Source organism: Spongiibacter sp. (genome assembly GCF_984394615.1).
On record NZ_CFHTQA010000029.1, the window covers coordinates 25398 to 45136 of the forward strand.

Here is a 19739-nt window from a genome sequence, read left to right on the forward strand (position 1 = left end):
CTTTGTTTTGTGGCACTGCCCGTGCCGAATTCTCATTGGCGGTCAATCAGCCAGAAAGCTGTGCTGGCTGCCATCAGGTACAGTTCAGCCAGTGGCAGGCGTCCCAGCATGCCGAGGCCATGCAGCCCGCCAGTTCAAATACAGTACTGGGCAATTTCGATGGCCAATCGCTGACGCATGCCGGTGTGCGCTATCGCTTTCTGGGAGCCGAAGGGCGTTACCAGATTGCCCTGACAGCGCCGGATCAGCCGGAACGCCCACTCGATGTTCGCTACACCTTTGGGGTGTATCCCTTGCAACAGTATCTGGTCGACCTGCCGGGCGGGCGTTTGCAGGCCCTGCCTGTTGCCTGGGACAGTCGCCGTGCGGCAGAAGGTGGTCAGCGTTGGTACGGACTGGATTCCGATCTGGGCTGGGATCACTACGCGTTTACCTGGAATACCAGTTGTGCGGAATGCCATTCCACCGGGGTAGAGAAGGGGTATGACACTGCGCAGAACCGTTTTGACACCCACTGGCAATTCGTCAATGTGAGCTGTCAGGCCTGCCACGGGAATGCAGAAGGTCACCAGCAGTGGCTGCGCAATCAGCAGCCGTCGTCGGTGGCGCATTCGGGCTTTGCGGCGACGCTGGCGGAGCGGGGCAGTTGGTATCTGCCCGAGAAGGCCAGTATTGCCCGGCGTCGGGACCAGCCCGATGGCGGCCAGCTTTCCGCCTGCGGCCAGTGCCACAGTCTGGGTACTCGTATCGACAGCTGGCAACCGGGTTCGCAGTTTGAAGATCACCTCAGCCTGATGTTGCCGAATACACCGCTTTATCACCTCGATGGTCAGATTGATGCGGAGGTCTTTGTCGCGGGGTCTTTTCGGCAAAGCAAGATGCACGACGCGGGGGTGGTCTGCAGCGACTGCCATAATCCACACTCACTGACACTGCGGGCGGAGGGCAACGCACTGTGCAGTCAGTGTCATCTGCCCGATCATTACGATCGGCCCGCGCATCACGGTCACCTGGAACACAGCCGCGGTGCGCAATGTGTGAATTGCCACATGCCCGCAACAGTGTATATGGGCGTGGACGCGAGGCGCGATCACCGTTTCGGTATTCCCAGCCCGGCCCTTAGTAAAGCGATTGGCGTGCCCAATGCCTGCAGCCAGTGTCATGTCGATAAAAGCCCCGACTGGCTGATTGCCGGAATGCCGGGAAGCACAACGCAGGCAGACGCTGTGTCACTGTGGCTGCACCAGCTCGATCGCGGCGAGATCACGGCGCTGCCCCGTTTGCTGGATTATGTTTCCACTGCCAATGGACACCGCTTTCGTCAGGCCAGGGTGATGGCGGCGTTGGGGGCGCAGATGGATGATCCCGCGCTGACCGAGCTTGCGCGTCGCAAGCTACGGAGTCATGACCCCGCCCTACAGCGGGCGGCGGTGGAGATTCTTGAACGTCTGCCTCTGGATGACCGCCTGCTGATGCTGTTGCCCCATCTGGATGAGCCGGTCAAATCGGTGAGGCTGGCGGTTGCCCGGGTGCTGGCTGAAGGATTGGTCCGGGGAGATCTGAGTGATGCGGATCGTCAGCGCCTGTCCCGGCGAGCGGAAGAATACCGGCAGTCCTTGCGGCGCAATGCCGATCATCCGGCATCGCAAATTGCGTTGGGGAATTTGTCGTTGGCACTCGGCGATGAGGAGGCAGCAGGAAATGCCTACCGGCAGGCTCTGCGGATTGATGTGTCGTATTCGCCGGCCTCGATCAATCTTGCGGACCTGTACCGGCAGCGTGGCGACGAAGCAAAGGCCCAACAGATACTGCTTTCCGCACGGCAACAAGCGGATGACGCTGCGATTTCCTATGCACTGAGTATGAGCTACTTCCGTCAGCGTAAGCTTGATGACGGCCTTGACGCGATTAGTCACGCGGTGACATTGGCGCCAATGAACAGTGATTACGTGTATGCCCAAGCGGTGGCGCTGGAGCAATCCGGACAGCCCCTGGCGGCCATAACGGCGCTTGAACAAGCTCTGAAACGACAGGGCGAGCGTCGCCAGCTAGTGGAATTACTCAGTCTGTATGCGGTGAATTATCAGTTACCGGCTGAGGCGTTGCCCCACGTTTTGCGCTGGCGAACGCTGGCGCCGGATGACCGTCGAGCTGCAGCGATTGAACAAGGTCTGCGCAGACAGCTTGCTCGGCCCACCCAATAGAAAAAAACACCGCCAGATAAGGATAAGAAAATGAAAAAATTGCTAAGTGGTCTGCTGTGGGGGATTGGGCTGTTATTTATGCTGCTGGGACTGCGCTGGCTGATTGATCCACAGGCGGCTGCCGATACATTGGGTATGGTCTTGTCAGACGGGGTGGGGCGCAGCTCGCAGATTGGGGGTTTCGGGGCCTTCTTTTTCACGGGTGGGCTGTGGGTCTTGCTTGGCGTCTGGCGCAAGGCGCCGGTGTTTCTCTATGTCGCGGCGACCACACTGGGTAGCGCTGCGTTGTTTAGATTGATTGCCTGGGCGGCTCAGGGCGCGGCGCTGACAGTGGACATGATCGCGGTGGAAGTGGTGATCGCCGCGATTCTGTTACTGGCTGCGCGTCTCAACTCCCGGCTCGGTGCGGCCCGCTGATCTTTGGGGTCAGCGCGCTTCAAAGGCGTCGGCCTGATTGAGGTTGCGAAACTGTGAGGCCATATCGCGGCAGTCTACCGCATCGGCCTGAGTCTGTTCATACCAGCCATACACGCTGCGCTTCCCCACTTCCAGATATGCCTGAAGGTTGGTCAGCAGTTCCGGGCGGCGTTCGAGCAGGGCATATAAATACTGGCCGCGCTCGCCGTCGTGGGCGTAGCGCACAGGCGTTTGCGGATGGCTTGAAGCCAATCGTTGGTAAAGCCCGTCGGGTGGCTGGGGATTGTCGCAGGGGACAATGAGTAGCTGCCGGTATCGCGCGGCCTGCAGGCCGCGGAGAATACCTGCTAAGGGGCCCGGATAATCAGCTAGCACGTCGGCCAGCGGCGTACCAAAATCCGCGTAGCGCTCGGCATTGCGGTTGCAGCTGATCAGCACTTCATCGGCCAGCGGCGCATAGCATTCGTGCACGGCGCTGATAAGGGGGCGCCCCTGCCAGTTCAAGAGTCCCTTGTCTTGGCCGCCGACGCGCTCGCCGCGTCCCCCAGCCAGAATCAGCAGCGAGAGACCGTCTTGCGCGATGAAATGCCCGTTTGAGCGCATCTTGAAATCCTCTACCCAGTGTCGCGATGGTAGGCGGTGGCTGTGCTATGATGCCAGCGTTTTTTGCCAGATGTTGCCGAGACACTACACGCCATGACCAGCCTGCTAGCCATCGACGCTGCCACCGAAGCCTGCTCGGTGGCACTGCTGCGCGACGGCGAAATTCGTGAAGACTTCCGCATGTTGCCCCGGGCGCACACCCGGTATTTATTGCCGATGGTGGACGAGATGCTGTCCTCTGCGGGAGTGACGCTCGCCCAGCTCGACGGTCTGGCGTTTACCGCCGGGCCGGGGTCGTTTACCGGTTTGCGCGTTGCCATCGCCACGGTGCAGGGGCTGGCTTTTGCCGCGGATTTGCCAGTGCTGCCGGTGTCGACGTTGGCGTCCATGGCGCAGCACTATATGAATACCGAGCAGCCCGATGAGGGTAGTTTGCTGATGCCGATACTTGATGCTCGTATGGATGAACTCTATGTGGGTCGCTATGTCTGCCGGAATGGCTTTGTCGAGGCCGTTTGTGATGATGCGCTGCTCGCGCCCGCTGCGGTTGGCGACTTGGCTGCGGTTGACGTGGGTTTGGGTGAGGGCTGGGAATACGCTGAGCGGTTTGATGGCGCAGCACCTGCAAGGCTTGATACCTCGGTGCTACCCCATGCTGCATCAGCACTGACGCTGGCCGAACGCGATTATCTGGCAGGCAAATTGCTGCCTGCCGAACAGGCTCAGCCGGTCTACCTGCGCGACAGTGTTGCCTGGCAAAAAGCGTAATCACGACCCTCTAATCACTAACAAGGACGCTTATTAATGGATGCATTGCAGGCCGTGATTCTGGCCGCTATACAGGGGCTCACTGAATTTCTGCCCATTTCCAGTTCGGGCCATCTGGTGTTGCCGCAGACCCTGCTGGGTTGGGAGGATCAGGGACTGGCTTTCGATGTGGCTGTGCATGTCGGCTCGCTGCTGGCGGTGCTGGCTTATTTCTACCGCGATGTGATCAATCTGCTGGGTGCCTGGGGCAACAGTCTGCTCACCCGGCAGCAGAACGATGACAGCCGTCTGGCGTGGATGGTGATTGTGGCGACCCTGCCGGCGGTGGTGGCAGGGCTGTTGCTCAACGATGTGATCGAACAGCATCTGCGCGGCGGTCTGGTGCTGGCAACGACCACGCTGGTGTTTGGCGTGGTGCTGGGTGTCGTGGACCGGTACTCCAGTCACCGCCGCCATCTGGTGGATGTGGGCCTGCGCATTGCTCTGATCGTCGGTTTTGCTCAGGCGCTGGCGCTGATCCCCGGCACGTCGCGCTCGGGGATCACCATGACCGCGGCACTGCTGGTGGGCCTGAGCCGCAGTGATGCCGCACGTTTCTCTTTTCTGCTGTCGATGCCGATCATTGCCGCCGCGGGCAGCTACAAATTGTTGGAGCTGCTCGAGAGCAGCCACCCGGTGCCCTGGGATCTGCTGGGTATTGGTTTTGTGGTATCAGCGGTCACCGCCTATGCCTGCATCAGCGTCTTCATGCGTTGGGTGGAGCGTATTGGCATGATGCCCTTTGCCATTTACCGGGTGTTGCTGGCCGCTGTGATTTACGCCGTGGTACTGTCCTGAGGGGTTGATCTTCACTCGGCGGGTAATGGGGGAAAGCATATGAACGTCGCCTTCTTGGGCCTGGGGGTAATGGGGTTCCCGATGGCGGGGCACTTGCATCGTGCCGGTGTAGACCTGCGGGTGTACAACCGCAGCCCGGAGAAGGCCCAGCGCTGGAACGATGAATATGCCCCGCTGGCAGCGGCCAGTGTTGCCGATGCCGTCAGTGACCGCGATGTGGTCGCGGTTTGCCTGGGGGCCGACGAAGATGTGCGCGAAGTGCTCTGCGGTGCTGACGGGGTTTTCGCCCATTTGCCTGCGGGCGGGGTCGTCGTTGACCATTCCACTACCTCGGCAGAGCTGGCGCGCGATATGGCGGCGGCCGCGGCGGAGTCCGGGCATCAGTTTATCGATGCGCCGGTGTCCGGTGGGCAGGCGGGCGCGGAGGCTGGCAAGCTCACCGTGATGGCCGGTGGTGATGCCGACGCCTTCAGCCGCATTGAGCCTGTTTTACAGTGCTATGCGGCTCGCTATCGTCGTCTGGGTGAGACCGGCAGTGGTCAGCTTGCCAAAATGGTCAATCAGATTTGTATCGCCGGGCTATTGCAGGGGTTGTCAGAAGCCATGCATTTCGGTCAGCAGGCGGGACTGGATATGGCGGCTGTGGTCGATGTGATCGGCGCGGGTGCCGCGCAGTCCTGGCAAATGGATAACCGCGCTGCCACCATGTTGCAGGGCGAATTTGATTTCGGTTTTGCGGTGGACTGGATGCGTAAGGATTTGCGTTACGTGCTGGATGAAGCGCGCCGTCAGTCCGTCAGCCTGCCGGTGACCGCCCTGGTGGATCAGTTCTACGCGCAGGTGCAGAACCTTGGCGGCGGTCGCAAAGATACTTCCAGCCTGCTGCTGGCCTTGCAGGCCAGTCAGGCGAAAGCACAGGATTAATCATGGATAAACACGCGTTTAACGACAAACTCATTGCTTTCCTCGATGTCAGTCCGACGCCGTTCCACGCGTCGGCCAACATGGCGGAGGCGCTGCGGGAAGCGGGATTTATCGAGTTGGATGAACGTCAGGATTGGGCGCTGGAAGCGGGTAAGGGCTATTTCTGTCTGCGCAATGGTTCTTCGGTGGTGGCGTTTCGGGTCGGCAAAAGTGATGTGGCTGAATCCGGCTGGCATATGGTGGGCGCCCATACCGACAGTCCCTGTCTGAAGGTGAAACCCAACCCGGTTCTGCATCGCAAAGGCTATTTTCAGTTGGGTGTGGAAGTATACGGTGGGGCGCTGCTCAATCCCTGGTTTGACCGCGACCTTGGTCTGGCTGGCCGGGTCAGCTACCGCAGCAGCAACGGCAGTTTGCGCAGTGCGCTGCTCAATACCGATCGCGCCATCGGTATCGTGCCGAGTCTGGCGATTCACCTGGATCGCGAGGCGAATAACAACCGCACAGTGAATCCGCAGACCGACCTGCCGGTGTTGATCAGTCAGGCGGAGTCTGCGCCTGACTTCAAAGCCCTGCTGAAAAATCTGCTGGCAGAGCAGGGCTGTGACGATGTCGAGGCGGTGCTGGATTACGAACTGAGTTTCTATGATGTACAGGGCGCGGCACGGGTCGGTTTGAATCGCGAGTTTATCGCCAGTGCGCGGCTCGATAATCTGCTGTCTTGTTTTATCGGTTTGCAGGCGCTGTTGCTGGCCCCTGCCGACAAGCACAGTGTGTTGGTCTGCAATGACCACGAAGAAGTGGGAAGTATGTCCAGCAGCGGTGCTCAGGGACCGATGCTGGAGTCGACGCTGCGCCGCATTGCCGGGGATGAAAGCCGTTGGCAGCGAGCGATTGCGCACTCCACCATGATCTCGGCGGACAATGCCCACGGCATCCACCCCAATTTCAGTGATCGCCACGACGCCAATCACGGTCCGCTTCTTAATCAGGGCGCGGTGATCAAAATCAACGTTAACCAGCGCTATGCCACCAACAGCGAAACCAGTGCCATGTTCCGTCATCTCTGTGAACAGCAGGGTCAACCGGTTCAGAGTTTTGTGGTGCGCAGCGATATGGCTTGTGGCAGCACTATCGGGCCCATTACCGCGTCGGCCATCGGCGTGGCGACGCTGGATATCGGCGTGCCGACCTTTGCCATGCACTCCATCCGCGAGCTGGCGGGCAGTGACGATGCGGTGGGCTTGAGTCAGGTCTTGGCGGCGTTCTACTCGCGCTGAGAAAGGCGCTACGCTTGCTTGAGAAGTGCGCTGAGCACTAAGGCGCGTCAGGCGCTGGTCGACGGGGGAATCGCATAGGTTCCCACCGCGTGCGCGACAGGTTCATCGCTACCTTCGGAATAGAGGTAGACCTCGCCAGTGGCGAGCAAGCGACCGGCTTTCAACAGTTTGCAGCGGCCGATAATGGTTTTTCCCGCCGCAGGCTTACGCAGGAAATTTATATTGAGGTTGGTGGTGACGGCCAGCGGCACAATGCCGATGTGCCCGAGGATGGCCACGTAGAGCGCCAAGTCGGCAACAGTCATCAGGGTCGGGCCGGAGACGGTGCCGCCGGGGCGAAGGTGCGCATCATCCACCGGCAGGGATACCGTCGCACTCAGCTCGCCAATCTCATCAACAAGACAGTGACTCTGCGGGAACTCTGCGGCAATGAATGCCGCAACCTCATCTTTGCTGGCTGTCATGGTGGACCCTCGACGGCATGCGATCCGGATTACTCGCCTTTGAAAGCCGGTTTGCGGCGCTCGATAAATGACGCGAGTCCCTCGCGGCCATCGGCCGTGCCGATACAGCGTGAAATACCCCGGCTTTCCAGTTCAAGCTGGGTTTCCAGACTGGTTTCATAGCTGCCCAGCAGCAGGCGGCGGACTTCGCCGTAGGCTTCGGTGGGGCCATTGGCAATCTGCGCAGCTAGCTTCCCAGCCTCTTCCGTCAGCGCATCATCGGCAACGACTTTAGTGAGCAGCCCCCATTCCAGCGCTTCCTCGGCGCTCAGCACGCGGTTGGTAAAAATCAGTTCCTGGGCGCGGCGCAGGCCGACCAGTTTTGGCAGCAGGGCCGTGGCGCCGCCATCGGGGCTGACCGCAATACCGGTATAGGCCATGGTGAATTTGGCTTTCTCCGATGCAACGACCAGATCACCGGCCATTGCCAGACTGAAACCGGCACCCGCTGCGGTGCCATTTACGGCGACAATCAGCGGTGCGCGCATGCGGGCAAAACGGCTGCTGGCGGCATGCAGGTGGGCGGTAATGTCCTTGATCAATTGTGGGGCCTTATCTTGCGCGGCGTGAAAGCTGGCAACATCGCCGCCGGCACAGAACATCTTGCCCTCGGCGGTCAGCACGACGGCGCGAATCTCGCTGTCGCTGTCGCAGAGGATGGCGGCCTGCATCAGTTCTTGCCCCATTTTGAGGTTAATGCTGTGCGCGGCATCGGGACGATTCAGGGTGATGGTGGCAACGCCATTGGCTTTTTCAAAACGAAGGGTTTCAAACTGACTCATTGCTATCCGGTTCCGATTTTCTGGGAGAGACGGGAGAGTAGAACAGCGCTGCTGTCGGGTCAACGAGCGCGTATACTGCCGCTTTTGCCCGGAGTTGCCGATGCGTTGCCTGCTGCTATCTGCCTATCACGCCCAAAGCCATGCGGCTTGGGCAGAGGGTTTGATGGCCGCCTTGCCGGAGGTGGACTGGACGCTGCTGACCCTGCCGCCGCGCTATTTCAGTTGGCGTCTGCGGGGCAACAGTTTGAGCTGGGCGATGTTGGAAAGGGAAGTGCTGGAAGCCGACTACGATGTGCTGTTGGCAAGCTCAATGACCGATCTGTCGGCGCTGCGTGGGCTGTGCCCGGCCCTGTGTCGCCTGCCGACAGCGGTGTATTTCCATGAAAACCAGTTTGCCTATCCCGGCAGCGATCGTCAGCGCCAGAGTGTGGAGCCGCAGATGCTCAATCTCTATACCGCACTGGCCGCTGACCGAGTGTTGTTTAACAGTGCCTATAACCGTGACAGCTTCCTCGAGGGGGCTGACGAGTTGCTGCGCAAGCTGCCGGATTTCAGTCCCCGGCAGGAAGTGATGGCGAAGCTGGCTCAGAGCGAGGTGCTGCCGGTAGGGCTGTCTGCCCCCGAGCCGCTGGCGCCGCGAGAAGCTGGCGAGCGATTGTCGCTGCTGTGGAATCATCGCTGGGAATACGACAAAGGTCCTGAGCAACTGTTGGCGATCTTGCAGGCCTGCGACGCCACGGCGTTGCCGTTGGATGTTCATCTTGTGGGTCAGCAGTTTCGCCAGCAACCCGAGGCCTTCGCCCAGATTGAACAACTGCTGGCCGCAAGCAGAAGTCTGCGCAAGGGGCAGTGGGGCTATGTGGAGGACGCAGCGGCGTATCGTCAGTTGCTGGCATCGGCAGATGTGGTGTTGTCGACAGCGCTGCACGATTTTCAGGGGCTGTCGGTGATGGAGGCGGTGGCTGCGGGCTGTCGGCCGCTGTTGCCCGCGAGGCTCTGTTATCCCCAGTGGTTTGCCGACGACTGCCTTTACCCGAGTTCACCGGCGTCACCGCAGCGGGAAGGGCAGGCGGTCGCTGCCATCCTCAAGCAGTGGCAGCAACAGAAGCGACAGGCGGGCCTGAGCGCACCGTCGCTGTCGCCGTTGTACTGGTCTTCGCTGGCCCCGCAATACCGGCAGCTATTGGCTGAGCTGGCGGGCTTGCGGCGGTGACAGTCGCCGGGTGAGCCAGTATCATAAGCGCCTTTATTTCACAGGCAGACAGGACACTCTCATGGCAAAAAACCGGGTTCTTACCGGCATCACCACCACCGGCACACCACACCTGGGGAATTTCGTCGGCGCTATTCGCCCGGCCATTGCCGAGAGTCAGTCTACTGAGCAGGACAGCTTCTTTTTTCTGGCGGATTACCATGCGCTGATCAAGTGTCAGGACCCGGCTGCGGTTCACCAATCAGCCCGCGAGATCGCGGCCACCTGGTTGGCATTGGGGCTGGATACCGACCGTTCGACCTTTTACCGCCAGTCTGATGTGCCGGAAATTACCGAGCTGATGTGGGTGCTGACCTGTGTTTCAGGCAAAGGCCTGATGAATCGCGCCCACGCTTACAAAGCGGCCGTGCAGGACAATGAAGAGAAGGGCGAAGACGCTGACTTCGGCGTGACCATGGGTCTGTTTTACTACCCGGTGCTGATGGCGGCGGATATTCTGATGTTCAATGCCCAGCGGGTGCCGGTGGGGCGCGACCAGATTCAACATCTGGAAATGGCTCGGGATATCGCTCAACGCTTCAACCATATCTACGGTGAGACTTTCGTGCTGCCTGAAGCGGTAGTCGATGACGACGTGGCGGTGCTCAGTGGGCTCGATGGTCGCAAAATGAGCAAGAGCTATGGCAATACTATTCCGCTGTTTTTGCCAGAGAAGCAGTTGAAGAAGCACATCAATAAAATCAAAACCAATCTGTTGGAGCCGGGCGAACCCAAAGATCCGGATACCTCTACGGTGTTCCAGATCTGGCAGGCCTTTGCCACACCGGAGCAAACGGCGGAGATGCGCAAGCAGTTTGAAGCCGGTATCGCCTGGGGTGAAGCCAAGAAGCAGCTCTTTGAATTGATCAACGGCCAGATCAGTGAAGCGCGTCAGCGCTATAACGAGATTCTGGAAGACGGGGCGTTTCTCGATGCCGAATTAGCGAAGGGCGCAGAAAAGGCCCGTGCTGAGGCTGCATCCCAGTTAGATAAGGTGCGCAAGGCCGTCGGCCTGTCACGTTTTGGCTGAAACGCGGTTCAGAACTCGGCAGAGAGCGCCAGTCCTTTCAATCCCATCTCCAGATGCACGCCGCTGCGGTGACGCAGCGACAGCGTGCCGTTAGTGCGGTCGTGGCGAATATTGAGCTTGGGCAGCAGTTCTCTTTCTTTGATGATCACTTGTGGGTAGCGCAGTAGCGGCTTGCTGACAGCCTGCAAGCGCATGCCGCTGAAGTCGGTTTGTGTCTGAGCACGGGCGATACCACTTGCCAGCGTAAACGCAACGATCAACATCAGACATTTCATGTGGTAATCCCCCGTGTGAGCACATCAGCGGCTCGCGACATGGGCTTACTATTTCTGAATACGGCGCATCGGCCTATACGGGCTGGGCGCGAAAGTGCGCTGGATCACGGCTTCTGCGGGAAAGTCGCAGTGGGCTTAGGTAGTTCTACGAGGGCGGCAGAAGGCCGCCCTCGGAAGGGGGGCAACGTCAGAAATCCACGCCCAGTTCGACGAAGACACTGCGCGGTTCACCGATAAAGTAGCGGTAATTGCCAAAGGCGTAATCAGCGCGTTCGGCGTAATCCACATCGGCGAGATTATTGACGCGCACGATGCTGTACACATGATCGCCGTACTGCTGTCGCCACTGCGCGTTGACCAGGGTGTGGCCGGGGTAGCGGAACTGATTGTCGGCTTCCAGGTAATACTGCCCCTGGTGACTGGCCTCAAGGGTGAGCTGGGTGGCATTGGCCACCTGCCAGACCAGCTGCGTGCTGGCGATCTGTCGCGGTGCGGTGTCCAGCTCATTGCCTTCCTTGGTCAGCACACTATTGTCATATTGGTGCTTGGCGTAGCTGCCTTGGAACAGCCACTGCAGCGAGTCGCTGATTGCCCAGCGTAGTTCGAGCTCCAGTCCTCGGCTTTCAGTGCGGCCGCCATTGATATTCTGACGCAGACTGTCCTGAATAATCAGATCGTCTTTCTGTAGCCAGTACACCGAAGCCTGATAGCTGAAGCGCGAAAACTCGCCGCGCAAGCCCAGTTCTGCGGTATCCAGCGATTCCTCGTCCAATTGCGCATTCAGTTGCTGTGCCTGCAGGCGGTACAGTTCACTGGCCTGAGGTGCACGGAAGCCGTGAGCCGCATTGGCAATCAACGAGGTGTTGTCGCTGAGCGGGTGCACCATGCCGACATGGAACGACCAGTTGCGGAAGCGCTCCTTGTCGTCGTCGGGGCGGGCATAGCGGCAGGCGCCGCCACCACAGAGGCTGCCATCGGCCGCCGTATTGCCGCTGATCATGCGGTTGTCGTAGTCGTAAAACTGGATGTCGTAGCGCGAGCCAAAGCTGATATGCGTCGCGTCACCGGCCAGGTAATCACCGCCGATAAACCAGGCAAAGTAGCTGGCATCCACTTCGTAGTCGTAATGTTTCCCTTGAGGAAATACCCCGAAACCGGCGTTGTCCTGTGTTTCCTTCAGGAAGGCGCGGGTCATTTCCATATCAAAGCCATTGTGCAGAGTAAGCCGGTCGCTGCTGCGTTGATAAAAGGCCGTTTGCACTCCTACGCTGCGCTCGCCGTTTTCTTCCAGTGGCGTACCGGGCAGGAAGTGCTGAAGAAACTCCATGTCGGTGTAGCGGATGTAGGGGGTGACAATAAAGTGGCTGTCTTGACTGCCTTCCCGCTCAAAGCGACTGTAGTACCGAAAGCTCTGGCTGTTGCGGTAGGCCTCCGGGTTGGGATTTTCACGCTTTCGACTGTCGTCTTTATAGGCATCTTTGCCGAGGACATAGCCTGCAGTTTCCTGCTGGAGATTGGCCGCCGACAGCAGCGACTGCACGCTCCACACCTCGCCCTGATAATCGTGGCGCAGGGAAAGCTTTTGCTGATCGTAGCCGGAGTCGTCCTTATAGCCGCCATCGTGTTCGCCGTGGGCGCTAATCCGGTAGGCGTGTTTGCCGACCGTGTCGCTGTGGGTAAATTTCAGGCGGCTGTAGTCATGGGGGCCACCTTCTGCCGCAATGCGGGTTTCGCGCTCTTCGCTGGGCGCGCGACTGATCACGTTAATGACGCCATTGAGGGCGTTACTGCCGTGGACGGCGGTGCCCGGCCCGCGCAGTACCTCGATGCGTCCGGCCTGTTCGCTGTTGACGTCAAACAGCATGTTTACATTGCAGAAGCCCGGGGCTCTCAGCGGGATACCGTCTTCGGCAAAATAGAAGGTGCCGCAGCTACCCGCGCCGGTAAGTACCGCTGAGCGAATGGCGGTAAGGTGTTCCTGACCGTTGCCGCGACTGATCACCACGCCGGGAATACGATTGAGCAATTCACTGATATGGCTGTGGCCCAAGCGGTCGATACTGGATTGATCAACAATACTGAGCGCCTGACTCAAATCACTCAAGTCGCGCTCGGTGCGGCTGGCGGTAACGGCGACTTCTTCCATGGAAACCTGATTGGCGGCGTCCTCTGCCCACAGTGTCTGGCGTATCACCAAGCCCAGTAATGCGGATGCGCTGGCGCGCATAGCCGTTGTTTTCATGTTTTTACCCCGTGCCCTAAGGCCTTCTTGTGATTAGATAATTCGGATAAACAGGCCTTCTGAAGAGGCCAGCAGCGTATCGCCGTCGTAACACTCGCCCAGGGCTACCACCTTTTTCTCGCCAATGTTTTCCAGCCAGGTGGTAAAGCGCAGTTCGCGGAACAATGGCAGCGGTTTTCGGTAGCTCACCTGCAAGGAGGCGGTATACCCCGGTGTATTGTTATTCAGGCAGGCAAACGCCAAAAGCTGATCGAAAAGCAGGCTGATGATTCCCCCGTGTACGCTGTTCGGCGGCCCTTCATGGCGCCAGCCAAAAGTGACGGTGGAAACCACTTTGTTGCCCTCCAGTTCAACATCGATATCGGGGGAGTAGGCATTATACTCCCCGGTAGCCGGGCCGTATGGCAGGATGTCTTGCAGCCGTTCTCCCGCATTCGCGTTGTAATAGGGCATCAACTTCTGCCCCTGGTGCGCTTGCAAGTCCTGGTTCAGTTTATTGAGCTGAGACGTCATTGCAGCAAGCTCATCGCTGCTGGCATTCACATTCAGGCTGAGCTCCAGCGTATGCTGGAGTGCTGCGGTGAGGTGTTTCAGTTCCTGTTGAGCGTTATCGGCCGACATGTTTCGGCATTCCTGTGCGTTTGTAATCGTAATGAGGCGAGCAGTGTAATCGCCGAAGGCGATCCTGCAAAGCATCCGCCCCCAAATGCGCGGCCTGCAGGCCTGTGCCGTTGTGGCGCCGGAATGTCGTCGCGGATCGCTTGGTCGCGCGTTTTTGCCTGTAGCGGTAAGCCGTGCAAGAATAACCACAGAATCAATAGTGCAGGGTTGGGAATGACGAAATTCGTGACGATGCTCAACGGTAGTTCTGCCGAGCAGGCCCGTAATTTCTCCAGTGCTGAATTGATTCGACGTCGATACGTTTCCTCCTTCATGCTCGCTTCACTGTTTCTGTGCGGCGTCATCCTGTCGATAACGCATTTTCTTGTTCCGCTGGAGCCAGTGGGGCAGCGACTGATACGTGATTTTGGCATCCTGCTGTCGCTGGGAGCGCTGCTTGCCTACGTCGTACTCTGGATAAGCGGCAAGCGGGTGCTGGCGCTAAACCTTTTTATCATCGCTCTGGCGCTGGGGATTGCGCGCGTTACCTTGCTGACCGGTGGTATTACTGCTCCCAGTACGATCATGCTGGTCGTGGTGCCCGTGCTGGCTTCGGTGAGCATAGACCTGCTGGCGGGCTTGTTGTGGCTGGCCATTGTGACGGTGTTCTGGACGCTGGTGTATCTGGCTCCAACGTTGGAGATTCCCGTTGAAAATGTAATGGCATCCGAGAATCGCGAGATTGGGGTTTTCATCAGTTGTATCTGTACGGCGTTGCTCGCCATGTTCGCAACGGGGTACTACGAGCGCAGCAATGCGGCATTGCGCCGCAAGCTTCAGTCGGAACATGCGCTGGCGGTTTACCACGGACAGCATGACCCGTTGACGGGGCTGATGAATCGCCGCTTCTTCGTCGACACGGTTAAGTCTTTTATCGCAGATCCGGCCATGAAGGGCTTTTGTATTCTCTATCTCGATCTCAACGCCTTTAAGCCCATTAATGACAATTATGGCCACCATGTGGGCGATGAGGTGTTAATGGCGATAGGTCGCCGTCTGCGTGAGTGTTTTCGCGGGACGGATAGCTGTTGTCGCATCGGCGGCGATGAGTTCTGTGTACTTGTTCCCGTGGGCGAGCAATCGCCGATTACTGATGTCGTGAAGCGTGCGTCTGCGATCTTCAGCGAGCCCGTTGTCATTGAGGGGCGAGAGCTGGCTATTTCGGCGTCTATCGGCAGCGCGGTTTTCCCTGCTGATGGGAAAACGTATGAAGAACTGCTGCACTCTGCAGACCAGCAGATGTACAGGGTAAAAAAGGCCAAGTAAGGCGCAGTGATGTTGAGCCCTTGCCTCGGCCTGTTTTAACGCGTCATGTTGTTGGCGCATGACTAGGACTTGATCCATTGTGGGGTCTTATGCGTCACCAGCCACTTATGACGAGACTGGCGCTCGCCGCCATTGCGATGCTGCTGTCGGCCTGTTCGACAGGCGTCAAGCAGGCCCAATGGGCCTATGAGAACGCCACGAAGGGTAACTACTTGCTCGATTACAGCAGCGTCCCTTCCGGCCATGTGCTCAACTTATGCCGCGACTTGATCAACGTTCGTAACTTCCGAGGTTTTGACCACTGTATTGCGCAGTATGAAGCCCATCACGTGGTAAATGGCGAGTCGGTGTATCGCCACGCGTTTGCCGATATCTACTGGTCGCGGGATTACACCTCCGCGCTGATCAACAGCATGAAGGCGGAGGCCGCGCTTTACCGGTCGAGTATTACGGATGTGCAGCATTATTTGCCCAAGGCGCAGCAGGCGCTCAATGGCAATCTGGCGATCTATTCCGGAGAGGACAGGGATGATCTGCTGGATGAGGATGACAATATTCGCGGGCCGCTGGCGATTCCTATTCTTGGTGTGGCGGCGGTGTACGAAGGCTTGTACGGTTCGAAAGCCAAGGCCCGCGAGTTCATTGTTGAACTCTCCGCAACGGAAACCAACAGCTTTATCACGCCCTATGTAGAAACCCAAAAGCGCAGTTGGATAGCCAAGGGCTATATCGCCATCGAGGACTATCCCTCGGCGTTGCTGGTAATGAGTGGGCGCGATTCGGAAGCGGTGGAGTTGCTGGGCACATTGTTCGTGAATGCGAACCCGCTGAGCCATCTCTTTGGTCTGGCCAAATCCATTGATCGCGAAAATCAGTTTTTTGCCGTGGAAATGCAGAGCCTGTATTGCCACGCGATGGCGAAACTGGGGCGTGATGAGGCGCCCGCCTGCTTTGAAAACCTGTTTGCCGGCGAGTTTATCGACGTTTTTGGTGGTTTGAAGTTTATTGCCTTGCAGCAGTATGGCCGTTTGCAGCTACGCAATGGGCAGCACGACCTTGCTTTGGCAGCACTCTCGGAAGCCGTCGATATTCTGGAGACGCAACGGTCCAGTTTGTCGCTGGACAGCACCAAGTTAGGTTTTGTCAGCGATAAGCTGGAGGTGTACTACGATCTGGTCGAGCTGTTTGTTGAGAAAGATCAGCCTGAGCGGGCGCTGGAGTATGCTGAGCGTGCCAAGGCGCGCGCGCTGGTCGATTTACTTGCGTCTCGAAACCATGAACTCCGACCACCAGAAACCGACGACATTACTGCGACCCTGTCGGCCATTCAGCAGACAGAGGCATCGCTGGCGACCGTCAATCCCAGTGACACGACGCAGCGCTCGGTAACGCGGGGACTGTTGAGAAAATATCGGGACAACTTGAGCAAAACCGCGCCGGAGTTTACCTCTCTGCGGGTGGTGACATCGCCGAATATTGCGGAACTGCAGTCGGCGTTGGAAGAGGGCGAGGGCCTACTTGAGTATTTCGGCGATGGTGACGACCTCTGGGTATTTATCCTCAGTCGAGAAGGCGTTGCTGCCGCCAGCCTCTCCGTCGATGGACTGGCATCCATGGTGGCAGCGGTGCGTCGCGATTTGCAGACCCCCGCATCGTCAGCGATCCAGCGCAGCAGTCGTCAGCTCTATAACAGCGTGATTCTTCCGGTTGAGGATCGCCTGCAGGCGTTTGATCGGCTGACCGTTGTGCCCCACGGCCCACTTCACTACGTGCCTTTTGCGGCGCTGTACGATGGCGAGCGTTATCTGATCGATAAGCTGGAGCTGCGTGTTTTGCCCAGCGCATCGGTATTGGAGTTTCTTAACGCGGGGCCGAGCGCTGCGGAGAAACCGATGTTAATACTCGGTAATCCGGATCTGAAAGACCCCGCGATGGACTTGCCCGGTGCACAAATCGAGGCCGTCAATATCGCCAAAATGCGGCCGGGCGCCGAGGTCGTGCTCAGAGAAAATGCCAGCGAAACCCTGCTCAAGTCGAATGCAGGGCAATACCGCAATCTGCACATCGCCTCTCATGGCATCTTCAATGCGGAAGACCCCATGGCCTCGGCGTTATTGCTATCAGAAAGTGACCAGGACGATGGCCTGCTATCGGTCGCGGAGCTGTTTGATTTGCGGCTGAATGCGGATCTGGTCACGCTCTCTGCCTGCGAGACCGCGCTGGGTGAAGTCACTGGCGGCGACGATGTGATCGGCTTTACCCGCGGGTTTTTGTACGCAGGGGCCGAGTCGATTGTCGCCAGTTTGTGGAAAGTGAGCGATGCGGCAACTAACCAGTTGATGCAGGCTTTTTATGAAGATCTACCGGAGCAGGGGAAGAGTGCGGCCTTGCGGCAGGCGCAATTAGCACTGAAGGGAGGTTACTATGACCATCCCTATTATTGGGCGGCTTTCCAGCTAACCGGCGAGTACGACTGAATCCATCTATGATTCATATAGTTGCTTTAAAAAATAATGAATGAGGTTTTGCATGAATAAACTCGCCAGGATAAACAAATGCCTGTCGTTGGTCATACTGCTTGCCATGGGCGGCTGTGCGGGCTTTGACTTGTCCGGGCAGTGGGGGCGCGAAAATGCGATCGCCGGAAACTATCAGCATGATTACGCTAATTTGCATGTGAATGGCGTGCGAAATTTATGCATGAATTTAGTAAAGGTGCAGAACTTCAAAGGCTTTGATCATTGTATTGAGCAGATGGAGTTGCATCATGTTGCTGACGGGCGCTTGTTGTTCAGACATCCAACAGGGTACGACAAGAAGTCACGCGATTTTACGACGGCGTTCATTAGTGGCCTTAAAGCCGAAGCGGCGTTGAGTCGAGCCCAGGTTGAGATGGTGCCGGTGTACTTAGAGCCTGCCGTTAATGCCGTGCGAGGTCAGCCCGGCGACTATAAATTCAATGAAGTGAAATACATCGATATCGGGCGTGCTCTAGTAGCCCCTCGTGTACTCGGTGTTGCGGCCGTCTACGAGGGGCTGTATGGCTCCCCCGATGTCGCGCGGGAGTATTTGCAAGAGCTATCTGCAGTTGACATGAGTCGTATGCTAGTTAGTTATATGGAGCCTGAAAAGCGTGCTTGGCTGGCCAGGGGGTATATTGCGATTGGAGACTATATCTCGGCGCTTAATACGCTAAGCAATGAGGAGGCCAAGACCGATAAGCTGCTCTACGAGGCAATGATGAAGCTCAACCCAGCCTACTATTTGGTGGGCGCGGTGACGGGTGCATCAACCGATAAGTGGGATCGGTACTTCAGTCTGGAAAGCGAAGCAATGCTGTGCCACACCCTGTACAAGTTGAAGGCAAAAAGTGCCGAGTCCTGCTATCAGCAACTATTGCAGCATGAATTTATTGATGTATTTGGCGGCCTGAAATTTGCCGCACTGCAAGAATACGGCCGGCTGCAACTATCCGCAGGCAACGACGACACGGCCATCGGCGTGTTGAGCGAAGCGGTTGAGCTGCTTGAGGCGCAGCGTTCGAGTCTATCGCTGGATACCTCCAAGCTGGGTTTCGTCAATGACAAGCTCTCGGTGTATCGCGACTTGATCGCCCTGTATGTATCGCGAGACCAAGCTGATCGCGCAATAGAATACGCCGAGCGTGCAAAGGCACGTGCGCTGATTGATTTGTTGGCCTCCCGCGACGCACAACCTGAGCCGCAAGGTAGCGATCAACTGCAAGAACTTCTCGCCTCTATTGACGATGCGGAGACCTCTCTCGCGGCGATTAATCTGAATGATGATAGTCAGCGTTCAGTCACCCGGGGATTGCTGCGTAAATACCAGAACAGCCTTCAAGAAATGGCGCCGGAATTCACCTCATTGCGGACTGTGACCTCGCCGCGTATTGCCCAACTGCAATCCTCCTTGGAGGAGGACGAAGGTCTGTTGGAATACTTTGGCGAGGGTGACGATCTCTGGGTGTTTATCCTTAGCCGTCAAGGTGTGTCTGCGGCCAAACTGTCTGCCACCAACCTCGACACCCAAGTGGCGGTGCTGCGCAGTGATTTGCAGAACCCCAACTCCACCCAGTTTGAACGCAGCAGTCACCAGTTATACGTCAGCCTAGTGCAGCCCGTAGAAGACGCGATACAGGGTTTTAAACGCCTGACAGTCGTCCCCCATGGAACACTACATTACCTGCCCTTTGCAGCCTTGTACGACGGTGAGCGTTATTTACTCGAGCACTTCGAAATACGGGTCTTGCCGAGTGCCTCGGTTCTCCAGTTTTTGAACAATGACTCGCAGGCCGATAACCAACGTATGTTGGTATTGGGTAATCCCGACCTGGACGATGCATCAATGGATTTGCCGGGAGCCCAAGTTGAAGCGATTAATCTCGGCCAGATGCGCCCCGATACCGATGTATTACTGCGCAAAAACGCCAGCGAAACCCTGCTTAAAGCCAGTGCAGGAAGCTATCGATACTTACACATTGCGTCCCACGGTATTTTTAACGCCGATGATCCGATGGCCTCAGCCTTACTGCTATCAGAAAGTGATCAGGACGACGGCCTGCTATCGGTCGCGGAGCTGTTTGATTTGCGGCTGAATGCCGATCTGGTCACGCTGTCTGCTTGCGAGACCGCGCTGGGTGAAGTCACTGGCGGTGACGATGTGATCGGCTTTACCC

The 19739-nt window shown here is 57.8% G+C and carries 17 protein-coding genes; 11 read left to right on the top strand and 6 right to left on the bottom strand.

The genetic code is table 11. The features are described from left to right. The first annotated feature begins 35 nt into the window (after window positions 1-35). Window positions 36-2204: a multiheme c-type cytochrome gene (locus AC5DB9_RS11575; RefSeq protein ID WP_272990413.1), complete on the top strand. Its 2169-nt coding sequence runs from the start codon at window positions 36-38 to the stop codon at window positions 2202-2204. A gap of 30 nt (window positions 2205-2234) precedes the next feature. Further along, window positions 2235-2621: a hypothetical protein gene (locus AC5DB9_RS11580; RefSeq protein ID WP_272990410.1), complete on the top strand. Its 387-nt coding sequence runs from the start codon at window positions 2235-2237 to the stop codon at window positions 2619-2621. Window positions 2622-2630: 9 nt separating this feature from the next. On the opposite strand, the gene mobA is transcribed toward AC5DB9_RS11580, so the two are convergent. Beyond that, window positions 2631-3224, bottom strand: a complete 594-nt coding sequence (gene mobA / locus AC5DB9_RS11585; protein ID WP_272990408.1) for a molybdenum cofactor guanylyltransferase MobA — start codon at window positions 3222-3224, stop codon at window positions 2631-2633. A gap of 93 nt (window positions 3225-3317) precedes the next feature. Here mobA and tsaB point away from each other — a divergent pair, with 93 nt between their 5' ends. The 4 genes from tsaB to AC5DB9_RS11605 are packed head-to-tail and all read left to right on the top strand — an operon-like array spanning window position 3318 to window position 7033. Next, on the top strand, window positions 3318-3992 hold the full coding sequence (gene tsaB / locus AC5DB9_RS11590; protein WP_272990405.1) for a tRNA (adenosine(37)-N6)-threonylcarbamoyltransferase complex dimerization subunit type 1 TsaB: 675 nt from the start codon (window positions 3318-3320) through the stop codon (window positions 3990-3992). A 36-nt stretch (window positions 3993-4028) separates the two neighbouring features. Further along, window positions 4029-4829, top strand: coding sequence for an undecaprenyl-diphosphate phosphatase (locus AC5DB9_RS11595; RefSeq protein ID WP_272990402.1), 801 nt, complete (start codon window positions 4029-4031; stop codon window positions 4827-4829). Between the two features lie 39 nt (window positions 4830-4868). Beyond that, window positions 4869-5753 carry an NAD(P)-dependent oxidoreductase gene (locus tag AC5DB9_RS11600; protein ID WP_272990400.1) on the top strand — a complete coding sequence of 295 codons (885 nt, stop codon included), beginning with the start codon at window positions 4869-4871 and terminating at the stop codon, window positions 5751-5753. A gap of 2 nt (window positions 5754-5755) precedes the next feature. Then, window positions 5756-7033 carry a M18 family aminopeptidase gene (locus tag AC5DB9_RS11605; protein ID WP_272990397.1) on the top strand — a complete coding sequence of 426 codons (1278 nt, stop codon included), beginning with the start codon at window positions 5756-5758 and terminating at the stop codon, window positions 7031-7033. Window positions 7034-7080: 47 nt separating this feature from the next. Here the strand turns inward: AC5DB9_RS11605 and AC5DB9_RS11610 are convergent, their stop codons facing one another. Both AC5DB9_RS11610 and AC5DB9_RS11615 read right to left on the bottom strand, forming a co-directional pair. After that, window positions 7081-7497, bottom strand: a complete 417-nt coding sequence (locus tag AC5DB9_RS11610; RefSeq protein WP_272990394.1) for a PaaI family thioesterase — start codon at window positions 7495-7497, stop codon at window positions 7081-7083. 29 nt (window positions 7498-7526) lie between these two features. Continuing rightward, the gene (locus AC5DB9_RS11615; RefSeq protein WP_272990391.1) at window positions 7527-8318 is read right to left on the bottom strand and encodes an enoyl-CoA hydratase/isomerase family protein; all 792 of its coding nucleotides are present in this window, start codon (window positions 8316-8318) and stop codon (window positions 7527-7529) included. A 100-nt stretch (window positions 8319-8418) separates the two neighbouring features. Here AC5DB9_RS11615 and AC5DB9_RS11620 point away from each other — a divergent pair, with 100 nt between their 5' ends. Continuing rightward, entirely contained in the window at window positions 8419-9531 is a 1113-nt protein-coding gene (locus AC5DB9_RS11620) for a tRNA-queuosine alpha-mannosyltransferase domain-containing protein (protein WP_273010041.1), read from the top strand. 61 nt (window positions 9532-9592) lie between these two features. Then, entirely contained in the window at window positions 9593-10600 is a 1008-nt protein-coding gene (locus AC5DB9_RS11625; protein WP_272989440.1) for a tryptophan--tRNA ligase, read from the top strand. Between the two features lie 8 nt (window positions 10601-10608). Here the strand turns inward: AC5DB9_RS11625 and AC5DB9_RS11630 are convergent, their stop codons facing one another. From AC5DB9_RS11630 to AC5DB9_RS11640, 3 genes are all read right to left on the bottom strand, one after another. Beyond that, window positions 10609-10875: a hypothetical protein gene (locus AC5DB9_RS11630; RefSeq protein ID WP_272989437.1), complete on the bottom strand. Its 267-nt coding sequence runs from the start codon at window positions 10873-10875 to the stop codon at window positions 10609-10611. A 187-nt stretch (window positions 10876-11062) separates the two neighbouring features. Continuing rightward, the gene (locus AC5DB9_RS11635) at window positions 11063-13117 is read right to left on the bottom strand and encodes a TonB-dependent receptor (RefSeq protein WP_272989435.1); all 2055 of its coding nucleotides are present in this window, start codon (window positions 13115-13117) and stop codon (window positions 11063-11065) included. A gap of 33 nt (window positions 13118-13150) precedes the next feature. Further along, window positions 13151-13738: a PaaI family thioesterase gene (locus tag AC5DB9_RS11640; RefSeq protein WP_272989431.1), complete on the bottom strand. Its 588-nt coding sequence runs from the start codon at window positions 13736-13738 to the stop codon at window positions 13151-13153. A 213-nt stretch (window positions 13739-13951) separates the two neighbouring features. Between AC5DB9_RS11640 and AC5DB9_RS11645 the strand changes: the two genes are divergently transcribed. The 3 genes from AC5DB9_RS11645 to AC5DB9_RS11655 form a co-directional block, all read left to right on the top strand. After that, complete coding sequence (locus AC5DB9_RS11645) at window positions 13952-15043, top strand: GGDEF domain-containing protein (protein ID WP_272989428.1); 1092 nt, start codon at window positions 13952-13954, stop codon at window positions 15041-15043. 107 nt (window positions 15044-15150) lie between these two features. Beyond that, the gene (locus AC5DB9_RS11650) at window positions 15151-17520 is read left to right on the top strand and encodes a CHAT domain-containing protein (protein WP_272989425.1); all 2370 of its coding nucleotides are present in this window, start codon (window positions 15151-15153) and stop codon (window positions 17518-17520) included. Between the two features lie 52 nt (window positions 17521-17572). Continuing rightward, window positions 17573-19739, top strand: a 2167-nt coding sequence (locus AC5DB9_RS11655; protein WP_483263610.1) for a CHAT domain-containing protein, incomplete at its 3' end; no start/stop codon positions are given.